Here is a 13467-nt window from a genome sequence, read left to right on the forward strand (position 1 = left end):
TATGGGTGCTATAGGTTTGCTGTTTTCAGGTGGAGCTTTATTCTTAAACAGCTTAATGTTGCTCGGAAAAGCTGAAGAAAAAAGTGTCGCGTTTTTTAATATATTAGTCGGATTGCTTCAAGTCATCACACCGATCTATCTTATTATTACGTCTGATGGGTCCAACTGGTCGATGTTCAATAACGGCGCTGTCTTCTTGTTTGGATTCACTTACCTTTATCTTGGGGTAACGATTTTAAAAGGGTTTGATTCCAGTGGGCTCGGTTGGTACTCCCTGTGGGTTTCGATGATGGCGATCGTTTATGCACTTGTGTTTTACGTTCAAGAAAATGACTTAGTAAACGCCTTAACGTGGGTGTTGTGGGCGTTCCTTTGGTTTCTGTTCTTCTTATCGTCCGCACTTAAAAAACCATACGAAAACTATATCGGCAGAGTCGCTTTCGTTCAGTCATGGATAACGTTAACGCTTCCTTCCCTATTCATGTTGCTTGATCTGTGGCAGAACGCCAAGCTTCAAGAAATCTGGACGTATGTATGCATCGGGTCAATGGTTTATTTTGTCGTAGAAGCGATTTTGTTTGCAAAATCGGTCAAAAAAGAAAAATTAGTTGAAGAATTAGCTTAAGCGTTCGCCGGTCTCGATGATTCGAGGCCGGTTTTATTGTGAATGGGGTCTGCTAGATGTTGTGTGATGAGGGTGGCGGATGGCAATTAAGTCGTTTTTATGAGTAATTAAGTCGGAGTATGGTTCAATTAAGTCTATTTCGAAAAAATTAAGTCAAAATCAAAATCGATACCAATTAAGTCTAATTCGTAAAATAAAAGGCCATTCGATACAGCTCGACATGCTCAGAAATCTACCAAACAAAAAGCCCCTGTTCGACGGCTGCAAACAACAGCCTCATAAACAGGGGTTCTCAACTCTATTATTTTACCCAGCCTAACAAAATTTCACGAAGGAACTTGCTAGCTGCGATCGGTGTTTGTTCAGAATGGTCATAAACTGGAGCTACTTCTACTAAGTCTGCTCCGATTACGTTGATGTCCGCTTTTGCGATCAACTGAATCGCTTCAAGAAGCTCTTTTGAAGTGATTCCGCCCGCTTCTGCTGTTCCTGTTCCAGGAGCTGCAGATGGGTCTAAAACATCAATATCGATCGTAACGTACACGTTACGTCCCTTTAATGTTGGAAGAACTTCTTTTAACGGCTCAGCTACATCGAACTTGTACATGTGCATACCGCTAGTTTTTGCGAATTCGAACTCTTCACGCATACCAGAACGGATTCCGAACGAATACACATTTTCTGCGCCGATTAGATCGCAAACTTTACGGATCGGTGTTGAGTGAGAAAGAACTTCTCCTTCATACTGCTCACGAAGGTCAGCATGTGCATCTATATGAATCACTACATAGTCATCATATTTTTGTTTCAATGCTTTAAATACTGGCCAAGTCACAAGATGCTCTCCACCCATTCCAAGCGGAAACTTGTTGTCAGCTAGTAAAGTTGATACGTACTCTTCAATCATATCAAGAGAACGTTGAGGATTTCCGAACGGTAACGGAATGTCTCCCGCATCAAAATAGTTCACTTCTTCAAGGTGCTTGTCCATGTATGGGCTGTACTCTTCAAGGCCAAGAGATGCCTCACGAATACGAGCAGGGCCAAAACGGCTACCCGGACGGAATGAAACCGTCCAATCCATCGGCATACCGTAAAGAACAGCATCAGCCGTCTTATAGTCAGGCTTACTTAAAATAAACACATTTCCAGAATAAGCTTCATCAAAACGCATGATTTTACACTCCTTATGTAAAATACAGGACCGTCGCGAAAGCAAGGTACAACTCACTTTTGACGGCCCCCATTTTTATATTTTAATCACTGATATTTTCTAAAAGAGATCGATTACTTTTGCTCTCACTTTCCAAAAGGAAACCTCACTGAAAGGTTGATTGTAGTGTAAGGTGCGAGACTCCTGCGGGACAGGCGGGCAGGTGAGACACTTAAGAGTGAAACGTTGCGAATGTGGCTCACCGCCTGCCCCGCGGAAAGCGAAGCACCTGAAACGGAAATCAACTACTTTCTAAAGCAACAAAGCATAAGTAATTCAGGATTATTTTTTAATCAAGTCACTAACGAACTTCGGCAGCGCGAACGCAGCAGTGTGAAGTTGCGGCGTCCAATATTTCGTTTCGATATCGTGGAAACGAGCAGCAGGAACTTCTAGTGGATCGTGTTTCTTAGATCCGATCGTGAACGTCCAAAGTCCGCTAGGGTAAGTTGGAATGTTCGCTGTGTAAAGACGCGTGATCGGGAAGATCTCGCTAACATCGCTGAATACTTGAGTGATCAACTCAGGCGTGAACCATGGGTTGTCTGTTTGAGCAACAAAGATTCCATCTTCTTTAAGTGCTTTAGAAATTCCTTCATAGAAACCTTTTTCAAAAAGTTTAGCAGCTGGTCCAACTGGCTCAGTTGAATCAACCATGATTACATCATACTCATTATTGCTTGTTGCGATGTGCATGAATCCGTCATCAACTTTTACTTCAACGCGCGGGTTCTCTAAGTCTCCAGCGATTTCAGGCAAGTATTGCTTAGAATACTCGATTACTTTTCCATCAATTTCAACAAGAACTGCTTTTTCAACAGATGGGTGCTTTAACACTTCGCGGATTACTCCACCGTCTCCTCCACCTACAACTAGAACGTGCTTCGGATTAGGGTGTGTGAAAAGAGGTACGTGTGCTACCATCTCGTGGTAAACGAACTCGTCTTTTTGTGTAGTCATAACCATGCCATCAAGGATCAGCATGTTTCCGAACTCTTCTGTTTCTACCATATCTAGCTTTTGAAATTCTGTTTGCTCAGATACGTACGTTTTGTTAATTTTCATCGTAATTCCGAAATTTTCCGTTTGTTTTTCAGTAAACCAAATACTCATGTTGGTCTCACTCCTACTATATATTTTGAAATGCCAGGCATCGTTGTTTCGAGATTTTACAAACAAAATGATTATAGCATTCTGGGACCTAAGATTCCAATTCAATTTTTGTCAGAATGCAGCTAATTTTAAATATCCACTTCTTATCCATACCACATTCTTGTTTTCTTAATCTTTAACCAATAAAAATAGGTCAAATCCCCCGTTTCTTTCGACTGACTATTCTGACTACTTAAGTGGTATAATGGAGATAGCGTTCAGAAGGACAGACGGTCGGCGCATTCCCTTTTTTAAACTGAAGCTGGACAACTTGCGGGTATCCGCAGCTTACAGTTAAGGGGGGTGATGCCTCTGACGATCTTTGAGGCGTTGATGTTTGCGGTCGCTTTCAGCTCGCTTATCGTTACTGTCCTTACGTCTAAAAATAAATAGGCCTCTGTCACACGTGTAAAAGCACCGGCTTTTCGTCTCAGAAAATCCGGCCTCGCTTTACCGACTCGTGTGTCCCTTCTGGCGCCCCATTAGTCCGTGTTTCGTGCACGGACGATTTCTTTTTAGTGGAGTTTCTAAAAAAATCGGCTAATAGGGACAAAACTAGGGAGCCCTTGCTCTTATAAGTGAACTGACGTTATACCAGGAGGGGTATTAACAACTCTTATTCAAGAAATTGAGTCCATAATCCTAGAAATTATGGAATTAATCCAGCGAGTTTTGATCATATATCGGCGAGTTGACAAAATACGACTCTAACCACCCAGCATTATACCCCCCTTCCCAACATGCCTGAATCTCAAGAATCTAAAAAAGCCATGAACACCAAACCGTTGTTCATGGCTTCCTCGACTTTTAATTTCCTATAGAACTATTCCTTACAATCGAATCTATAATAATATCCCAATCCTCTGTATGCAGCTCATGCCCCGTTCCTTCAAGAGTCACGAGTTCGGCATGCGGAATTGATTTAGCAAGCGCTTGACCGTGTTCGAACGGAAGGGCGCGATCTTCTGTTCCATGAAGGATGATCGTGGGAACTCTAATTTCATTCATACGATCTAAATACTTTTCACCGCCGCCTAGAAAAATATAATTAAATCTGCTTTGAATCTGTTTAGCACGCGTGTATTCTCTTTCTGCCAATGCGTACATTCTTTTCTTTTCAAAAGATTTGGATCCCGAAAGGACTGCCCATCCGTCTGCTAAATAAGCAACAGCTTCTTCTCGATCATTCCAATCAATAGAAGCACTTTTTCCATGGAAATCTAAAATTTCCTGATCCATCTGAGGCAGCTCAGATTGCTCAGAACCAAAAACACTGGATGCAAGGATCGTCAGGCTAAGCACACGTTCAGGGTGCTTGATCGCCATAATCTGTCCGATCATTCCCCCAAGAGACATTCCCATGATGTTCACTTTTTCAATAGAATAAGCATCTAGAATGCCAAACGCATCATCAGCCAGATCTGTAATCGTATAGTTCGACGTACCAGGTTCATAGACTACGGATTGACCAAGATCACGATGATCATACCGAATCACGTATCTCCCTGCTGCGGCAAGACGCTCACAAAATTTCTCATCCCACCAATCAAGCGAAGACATCGCACCCATGATCAATAGAACTGGGGGATCGCTGGGATCACCGAAGCTTTCCGTATTTATTTCCACTTGATTTGTGTGTAAAAGTTGTTGTTTCATCATTATTTCCCCTCCGTGATTTTATTTTTGCCACTTTAAAAAGCGCAGATCAATAAGCACTCAACGGAGTTATCTTGGCCTGCACTTGTCATTATCGAAGTTTGATCCATTTAATGATCATGACGCGTCGGCCTCCTTCATTCATTTGTTTAGTGGTATTAAACCGTATTTATTTTAACATAATTTTCTGAACTTTTTTATCAAAAATAAAAAAAGCAACCCGCGTTACCCACTCTCGGCTGCTTTTCCCATTTAATATTTAATTAACAGTACTTTTGGAGGTGGATGAGTAATCTTCTAATTAATAGTCACTGAGGTTACCTAAAACAATGAAAGCCCTACCTCTCTTTCATCCTTACGGCTCCTTGTCCGTGCCAGTGTGAATCAGTATTACAACGATCATGTGATTATTGATTAGAAGTGATTGGAAAAACTTCAAATGTTATTGAGGAAAGTAAAATCAAAAATTAAGGATTAAAGTGTTGTAGAAATTAAAGAGGTTACTATAAGTAAGTTTAAGAAGTGTATTGTCTCTGAAAAGTTATTAATGAGACCATTTAATAATCTCATACCATATCATTAAACTTTAACAGAAACTTTTTATCTGGGTTTCAGTGATTCCTTTGATTACTTCAAGTTCACTAATTAAAAATCCATATGCATTTTCCAACATTTTTTTTTCGCTTGCATTCAGTGTTTTTTCTTTCTTCATACGCATTAAATCTCGAACAACTTCAGCACCTTCGCGTATTTCACCTGTTTTTAGCTTGTCTGCATTTACTTTGTATCTTTCTTTCCACGTTAGTAATGTTTCAGATTCTCCATTTTGAAAATCGTGCATAATCTGCTTTAATGCTAAGAGTTCTGTAACAGGACGTATTTTAGAATTCATAATCTTACATGCTGGAATCATAACTTGCATGTTGCTGACTGACATCTTTATAACATAGTACTGTTGTTTTTCATCGGGGAATTCTTTTTCTTCAATGGCTTCAATTACACCTACTCCATGCATTGGGTACACAATGTTATCGCCAATTTGAAACAAATACTCCACCTCCAGATTTGCTAACCTTCTAAGAGTACCACACCCCTACAATTTAATCAAATATTTTATAATATCATGAATTTATTTTTCATGTCAATCATTTTCACAACAAAAAAAGTGCCTCAAATTTGAGACACCTACTCATCATAATCGCACTAGAAGTTCTTTCGTTCGTTCTTTAGCGTTTGCTATTACTTTTTCTTCATCAATCGTCTTCAATTCACGGCCGCGCATGACAATCTTGCCGTCGATGATTACGGTATCAACGTCTTGTCCTGTTGCAGAATATACTAAAAGATTTGCATGTTCATGACTCGGCGTTAGATGAAGTTTGTTCATGTCCATCAACAGAATGTCTGCTTTCTTACCAACCGTTAAGGAACCAACATCATCCCCGATCCCAAGGATGTCGGCACCTTTCTGCGTTGCCATCGATAACACATCATGCGCACTAAGGACTGCCGCTTCTTCATACTTCAATTTTTGGAACCAGCTAGCAGCTTTCATTTCTAAAAACAGATCAAGAGAACTGGCGCTCGCTGGTCCATCCGTTCCTAAACCAACCTTCACACCGCTATCCATTAAACGTTTCACATCACTGATCCCGCATCCGAGCTTCGCGTTACTTACCGGATTGTGAATAATACCGCCCTGCAGCGTTTTCAGCGTTTCATAGTCTTCAGCGTTAAAATGAACACCATGCGCGAGCAGCACATGGCGCTCGAACACACCTGCTTGTTTTAAATATTCAACCGGTCTTAACCCGTGCTTTTCTTGAATCATTTTCTCTTCGTCTTTCGTTTCAGCTAAATGAATATGAAGCGGAACGTTCTTTTCTTTTGAAAGATTAACAGCTGCTCTCAAGAAATCAGGTGGACACATATAAGGAGAATGCGGAGCGATCATCGTTGTGATTCGACCGTCTCCTTTTCCGTGCCAGCGATCAACAACATCTGCCGCTTCCTTTAGCCGACCTTCATAATCCGAGTCCATCGCAATAAGCCCGCGCGCTATAACGGATCGAATACCCGATTCAACGGCCGCTTCTCCGATCGTGTCGATTCCTATGTACATATCTGCGTAAGAAGTTGTTCCACTCTTGATCATTTCTGCCATGGAAAGAAGTCCACCCCAATAGCGATCTTCATCATTCATCTTCATCTCAAGTGGAAGCATCTTTTTATTAAGCCAAGTCATCAATGTCACATCATCACTATAGCAACGCAACAGCGACATCGGTGTATGCTGATGTCCGTTAACTAATCCCGGTAGCGCAAGCATCCCTTTTCCGTCTAGCTTCTCAACCGTTTCATCATATTCAAAGTTTCCTATTGAATCAATCCTATTATCTTTTATAAGGATGTCTCCCGTGTTAACAACCCATTTCCCATCTGCCGAAGCCGTCATATATTGAATGTTTTGTATAAGCATGTCACGAACCTCCTCTTTCTCACAGCCATTATAGCACTTCATTCTCTATCCACGTTTAAGGAGCATCTTTTTTCACCATACTAGATAACAAAATGAGAGTTTTTAAGGAGGGCGGATTATGAAGTTTTGGCAGATCTATAAAGAAGCTACGAAACAGCAGAAAATACGCTGGATGAAAAACTGGGGTCTTATCGTCACTGGATGCTTTGCATTATCCTTTGTTGGACTGTTGCTGCTCGCTAAACTCATGGGCCCTCCCGCTCTGCTTGTTCCGCAGACAACCATCATGTATGCAGCGGACGGTTCTAAAATGGGTGAGATCAACAACGGCGGTCAGAACCGATATTGGGTTCCACTCAAAAAAATTGATAAACATGTGATCAACGCTACGATCTCTATTGAAGATAAAAGTTTTTATAAGCATAACGGTTTTGATATGAAGCGTATTGGCGGTGCATTACTCGCAGACCTTAAAGCTGGCGCAAAAGTCCAAGGAGCCAGTACCATCACGCAGCAATATGCACGCAATCTTTTTTTAACACATGACAAAACATGGCGAAGAAAGTTTCAAGAGGCTTTCTACACACTGCGCCTTGAGATGAGTTATTCAAAGGATGAGATTTTAGAAGGTTATTTGAACACGATCTATTACGGACATGGCTCATACGGAATCCAGTCTGCTTCACGCTATTATTTCGGCAAAGATGCAAAAGATCTTTCACTGAGCGAAGCGACGATGTTGGCAGGAATCCCTAAAGGTCCGAGCTACTATTCTCCGATCCTTCATGAAGAGAACGCGAAAAAAAGACAAAACATCATCTTAAACGCGATGGCTGAAGATGGAACAATTAAGAAGAAGTCCGTTCAAAAAGCAGCATCAGCCCCATTAACTTATGTACGAGAAGAAGAGGAAGAGGTCGCAACGGTCGCTCCTTACTTTCAGGATGCCGTGATGCGTGCTTTAAAAAAGGAACTGAACGTGAACACGAACTCGATACAGTTCGGTGGACTTCGAATCTACACGACACTCGATCCCAACATGCAGGAAGTCGCTGAACACACGATTGAAAATCGCATCATCGATAACAGTACGATCCAGACTGCATTAGTCGCTATGGATCCTCGAAGCGGAGATGTGAAAGCGCTCGTTGGCGGCAGGGATTTTGAGCAAAGTTCGTTTAACCGTGCCCTTCAAGCAAAGCGCGCACCAGGTTCAACGTTTAAGCCATTCCTGTATTACACTGCGCTCGAGCACGGATACACGGCGTCTACTCCCATAAAATCAGAACCAACAACATTCGCGATGGGAGATGGCATAGGCGATTATAAGCCTAAGAATTTTAAGAATCGCTATGCGAATGATTTTATTACGATGGCTCAGGCGCTCGCGCTATCAGATAATATTTATGCTGTAAAAACGAACCTCTATCTCGGTCCGAAGAAGCTTGTTAAAACAGCTAAGAAATTCGGTATAAAAAGTGAACTCGCTAGCATCCCTTCCCTTGCACTAGGCTCAAAAGCAGTAGGTGTGTTAGAGCTTACGAACGCATACGGCGTTTTTGCTAATGGTGGTAAAAAAGTAGATCCTGTTTTCATCACGAAGATTACAGATTCTAAAGGCAAAGTGCTGTATGAACATAAATATGAGAGCAAACAAGTGATCGACGAGAACAAAGCGTTTGTCATGACCGATCTGTTAGCCGGAACGTTTGACGAAAAGCTAAATGATTATACGAGCGTTACAGGATCAAGTATCAACCACTATCTGACGCGTCCGATGGCCGGAAAATCTGGCTCTACGCCAAATGACAGCTGGATGGTCGGATATTCTCCCCAACTCGTTACTGGTGTTTGGGTCGGATACGATAACAACGAAGAGCTGCATGATGTGAACGATACGGGATACTCCAAACGAATCTGGGCTTATTTTATGGAGAGTGCGTTAAAGAACAAAGAGATCTTATCGTTTGAACAACCAGAAGGCGTAACTGCAGTAACGATCAACCCGCAAAACGGAAAGCTTGCAACCGATAGCTGTCCGGTAACGCGCATCTCTTATTATGAAAAAGGAACAGAGCCTGTAGAGTATTGTGATGAGCATGGTGCTTCTAGTGAAATAAAAGAAAAATTAGAGCAGAAAAAAGAGGAAAAAGGATTTTTCAAGCGGATTTTTTCTTGGTGATGAGGGTGAAGGTACCCTTCGGTGGGTGTGAGAAGCGGTAACTTCAGATGTTTTTGGTCTGAATCCAGAAGTTCCGAGCTTGAATCCAGAAATATAGTGCCGCAATCCACAAATTTGAATGGAGTATCCACGAATCGACAGGATTCTTGACACATAATCGACTTTTAATAGACAAAATAAAATGCCCGGAGCTCTACTACAGGAGCCCCGGGCACTTTATTGTCCTAGAAACATTGTGTGTACAATGCTACCTATATTTTAATGGAAGTGCTTTCTTGTCACAAGTTATTTGCAAAATGTTCAAAAAAGGTTCATAACTTTGCCATTTTTATTCCACTAATGACTTGATTTCGTCACTCGAACGGTTAAACATCGCTTCATCATTCTCTTTCAGGAAGTTTCCAAGCACACGACGAGCGTTTTCGTCCATATCCTCTACGATCACTTTACCCTTCATGGATTTATCCATACGGTTTACGTGTTCTGGAAGACTTTTATACCCTCTTCGTGCTTCAACATCTACTAGCATCTCGCATGCAGTCAATCCGAAATAAAACGGACCTTCTGCATTTCTATTGATCGTTACCCAAACGAGCCAATAAAGACGGGGATTCGGTGTATTTTCACGATTCGGCGTAAACTTGATGCGCTTTTCCACATCACTTCTCGCGTGCATCGCTCCCATGTCGATATAAGCGATCGACTCTTCTACATCTACGATTACAGGTGTTACGTGATCAAGTGTCAGACTACCCACACCATAACCACCATGACCATCTGTTGAGTCACCACTTATGATGGTAAAGCCCATTCCTTTTTTCTTTTTATCAGCATCATTGGAATTGAAAAAATCTTTCATGCTTCCAGCTCCTCTAAACATTCATTGTTAACACGTATTGTATCACAAATCACGCAAAACTCTCAGTTGAAAAGTTTGAAGATAATTGTTGAAATTGCACCTAAAAACGAATATTATATATCATGTACTTATAAATCGTTCGTATTTTGGAGGTTCTAACGTATGCTTTCTTCATTTTTTAAACTAAAAGAACTTGGTACGACCATCAAAACAGAAATATTAGCAGGTATCACTACATTCTTAACGATGGTGTACATTGTCATAGTCAACCCAATCATCCTGCATTCTGCCGGTGTTCCTTTTGACACTGTGTTTATTGCTACGATTATTGCCACGGTAGTCGGGACACTCTGGATGGCTTTAATGGCCAACTATCCGATCGCCATAGCTCCAGGTATGGGGCTGAACGCCTATTTTGCGTTTTCTGTTGTAGGAAACCATCCTAACATCGATTACCGTATCGCGTTCGGAGCTGTCTTTGTAGCTGGTATTCTTTTTGTAATCTTATCGCTAACACCGTTTCGAGAAAAATTGATCGAATCTATTCCAGCAAACCTGAAACACGGTATTACAGCTGGTATCGGACTATTTATCGCGTTCATCGGTTTACGCCTTACAAAAATTATTGTGGCTCACCCTGATAACTTAGTCACTCTAGGTGATATGCACTCACCAACGGTACTTCTTGCACTTGGTGGACTTGCTATCACGTTAATCTTAATGGGACTGAACGTGAACGGTGCATTATTCTTCGGAATGATCATCACGGGGGCAATCGCTTATTATACGGGACATCTAACATTTAAAGATGGATTCGTTTCTACACCAAACCTTCCATCAGAACTTTTTATCTTTGGTGATCCGATCACAGCCTTTTCCGATGTGTTTCAATATGGATTATATGCAGTTGTGTTCTCCTTCTTGCTTGTAACGATCTTTGATACGACGGGTACGATGGTTGGGGTAGCAGAACAAGCTGGACTGATGAAAGGCAATAAGATGCCTCGTGCACGTCAAGCACTATTAGCCGATTCCGTTGCGACAACAGTTGGTGCAGCGTTTGGTACGAGCCCAACGAGTGCTTATATCGAGTCATCCTCCGGTGTAGCTGCAGGCGGTCGTTCTGGTTTAACATCTGTTGTAGTAGCCATGCTATTTGTAGCCGCTGCGTTCTTCTCACCACTTGTTGGTGCGATTTCAGGATTAGCCGCTATAACAGCACCGACCCTGATCATCGTCGGAAGCTTGATGCTTGGTTCTTTAAGTAAAATTAATTGGAACGAACTTGATGAAGCATTCCCAGCGTTCTTGATCATTTTAACGATGCCATTAACGTCTTCTATCGCAACAGGTATCGCATTAGGGTTCATCTCTTATCCGATTCTGAAAATTGTAAAAGGTAAATATCGTGAAGTTCCGTTCTTGGTTTATTTGTTTGCCATATTGTTCTTCTATCAATTAGCGTTTTTACCTCACTAAAAAACATTTTTGAAAGCCGTTGATTTCCGCTCCAGGTTGCATCCACGGGGCGAACGGTGAGCCTCCTGTCTAGTTGCAGTGACTAGCCCCTCGAGGTCAAAAGGTAAACGGTCAAGAAGGCAAAGTGCGCCGTCCTCGCCCATTTACCTTTTGCTTGTCGGGGCTGAACGAGTCACTTCCACTTTTCCGACTGCCGCTTTGCGCCTTTAGGAGTCTCCACCTGACCGCTCGTCCCGTAGGAGTCAGCAACCTTGCGCTACAATCAACTTTGCAATGAAGAATTTATAAAAGATAACAAAATAAATAAAACACAAAAAGACCGGCTGCCCCTTAAAATAAAGGTGAACTGTTCCCTTAAAATTAGACAGTTTATAAAAAGACCATTTAAGCAGCTATTAGATGACCTCGGAATTGTTCCGGGGTCATTCTGCTTAATGTCCATTGATATCTTTCTGTATTGTAATATTCTATGTATTCCTCTACTTTGTACCTTAATTCAGCGACCGTTTTACATTCGACATCTACTTCGTCTTTAAAGTGCCCAAAGAATGATTCCATAGGGGCGTTATCCAAACAATTCCCTCTCCTTGACATGGATTGTGTAAATCCTAATCCTTTTACTCGTTTTTGAAATTCAGGATGTGTGTAATGGAAACCTTGATCGGAATGAAGAATTGCACCAGGATAAACATTCCCGTCCAAAGAGTCCATTAATTTTTCTAGTGTTCGATAAACAATCCCCATGCTTAGTGATGTTGAAAGAGAGTACGCTAATATCTCTCTGGTTGTACTGTCTTTTACGCAAGATAAATAAACCTTTGAACTGTCCTCCAAATATAAATACGTAATATCTGTGAGTAAAGCCATTCCAGGTCTAGACTGGACAAAGTTTCGATTCAGGATGTTCGGGCACGTTCTATGTTCTTGTGTAGCCTTTGCTAATTTCCTATAAGGATTTTTCCTGCGTATTTTTGTTTCAAGATTAAATTTTGTTTTAATTCTATATATTTTTTTGAGATTCATTTTAACATCATAGATATTTTCTAGACGCATCTTTATTACGCGTCCGCCGAGCTTTTCTTTTTTACTGTCATGAATCTGCTTAATGAGTTGATAATCCTCTTGATCTTTTGTTTCTCGTTCAAGGCGCTTTGGCTCTGCTTTTAGCCAGGCATAATAGCTCTTTCGTTTTACACCAGCTATTTCACAGAGATGGGAGACATGGCGTTTAAGGTTGTGTTTTCGGATCGTTTCATTGATGAGCTGATACTTCTCAGATGTAGTTACTTCTTTTTCGCCTGCCTTTCTAGTTCCTTGAGCTTTTTTAAGAAGTCGATCTCCATTTCAAGGAAAGCATTTCGAGCTTCTGCTTTCTTTAATTTTTCTTCTAAGGTTGGTTCCTTCGAAGAAGGACGTCCTGTACTGCCTTTTCCACGACGCTCCGTGTAAAATCCATCCTCACCATGCGCTTCAAACGAGTACCTCCAGCGTTTTAAACAAGCTTGTGGTTTATCGACTCCAATCATCTCGATATCAAAACCATGATCTATAAAAATTTCCATTGGTAATTTTCCTTGTAAATATTCTTTTACAGCTTGAACCTTAAACTCGGGTTTATAGCTGATAGAACGATCTGAAACATGGCTTACATTTGGATTGTTTTCAAGTTGTTTTCTTTGAAGTTCGTTATAGATAATTTTACTCAATGTGGATTCCCCGTTCTCCCTGTTTGGTTTGATTATAACGGGTTTCTTGTTAAAGAACACAAAAAATCCCGAATAACGGACTTTTTATAAGTGTCCATTATTCGGGATACAGTTCA

10 protein-coding genes are annotated in these 13467 nt (G+C 41.3%); 3 read left to right on the forward strand and 7 right to left on the reverse strand.

Annotation, left to right across the window (positions count from 1 at the left end; all coding sequences use genetic code 11):
• Nucleotide 1: 1 nt before the first annotated feature.
• A complete protein-coding gene (locus tag ACOZ9X_RS17970; protein WP_423419383.1) occupies nt 2–625 on the forward strand; it encodes an AmiS/UreI family transporter in 624 nt (207 codons plus the stop codon).
• A gap of 301 nt (nt 626–926) precedes the next feature.
• On the opposite strand, the gene speB is transcribed toward ACOZ9X_RS17970, so the two are convergent.
• The 5 genes from speB to ACOZ9X_RS17995 all read right to left on the reverse strand — a co-directional run bounded on the left by speB (nt 927) and on the right by ACOZ9X_RS17995 (nt 7125).
• A complete protein-coding gene (speB, locus tag ACOZ9X_RS17975; RefSeq protein ID WP_066399100.1) occupies nt 927–1799 on the reverse strand; it encodes an agmatinase in 873 nt (290 codons plus the stop codon).
• Nucleotides 1800–2120: 321 nt separating this feature from the next.
• Nucleotides 2121–2951, reverse strand: coding sequence for a polyamine aminopropyltransferase (gene speE, locus ACOZ9X_RS17980; RefSeq protein WP_423419384.1), 831 nt, complete (start codon nt 2949–2951; stop codon nt 2121–2123).
• An 846-nt stretch (nt 2952–3797) separates the two neighbouring features.
• Nucleotides 3798–4646, reverse strand: coding sequence for an alpha/beta fold hydrolase (locus tag ACOZ9X_RS17985; RefSeq protein WP_423419394.1), 849 nt, complete (start codon nt 4644–4646; stop codon nt 3798–3800).
• A gap of 586 nt (nt 4647–5232) precedes the next feature.
• Nucleotides 5233–5694, reverse strand: a complete 462-nt coding sequence (locus ACOZ9X_RS17990) for a CarD family transcriptional regulator (RefSeq protein WP_423419385.1) — start codon at nt 5692–5694, stop codon at nt 5233–5235.
• Nucleotides 5695–5838: 144 nt separating this feature from the next.
• Nucleotides 5839–7125 carry an amidohydrolase gene (locus ACOZ9X_RS17995; RefSeq protein WP_423419386.1) on the reverse strand — a complete coding sequence of 429 codons (1287 nt, stop codon included), beginning with the start codon at nt 7123–7125 and terminating at the stop codon, nt 5839–5841.
• 118 nt (nt 7126–7243) lie between these two features.
• On the opposite strand from ACOZ9X_RS17995, the gene ACOZ9X_RS18000 reads away from it, so the two are divergent.
• Complete coding sequence (locus tag ACOZ9X_RS18000) at nt 7244–9307, forward strand: transglycosylase domain-containing protein (protein WP_423419387.1); 2064 nt, start codon at nt 7244–7246, stop codon at nt 9305–9307.
• A 328-nt stretch (nt 9308–9635) separates the two neighbouring features.
• On the opposite strand, the gene ACOZ9X_RS18005 is transcribed toward ACOZ9X_RS18000, so the two are convergent.
• Nucleotides 9636–10166, reverse strand: a complete 531-nt coding sequence (locus ACOZ9X_RS18005) for a YwhD family protein (protein WP_423419388.1) — start codon at nt 10164–10166, stop codon at nt 9636–9638.
• Nucleotides 10167–10328: 162 nt separating this feature from the next.
• Between ACOZ9X_RS18005 and ACOZ9X_RS18010 the strand changes: the two genes are divergently transcribed.
• The gene (locus tag ACOZ9X_RS18010; RefSeq protein WP_423419389.1) at nt 10329–11645 is read left to right on the forward strand and encodes an NCS2 family permease; all 1317 of its coding nucleotides are present in this window, start codon (nt 10329–10331) and stop codon (nt 11643–11645) included.
• 384 nt (nt 11646–12029) lie between these two features.
• Here ACOZ9X_RS18010 and ACOZ9X_RS18015 read toward each other — a convergent pair.
• Nucleotides 12030–13351 (reverse strand): IS3 family transposase gene (locus ACOZ9X_RS18015; RefSeq protein WP_423416476.1). Its coding sequence is split into 2 segments (ribosomal slippage): nt 12030–12979 and nt 12979–13351, totalling 1323 coding nucleotides; the frame shifts between segments, so codons are not numbered across the junction.
• Nucleotides 13352–13467: the final 116 nt, after the last annotated feature.

The organism is Fictibacillus nanhaiensis, assembly GCF_049537595.1.
Lineage (GTDB): Bacteria > Bacillota > Bacilli > Bacillales > Fictibacillaceae > Fictibacillus > Fictibacillus nanhaiensis_F.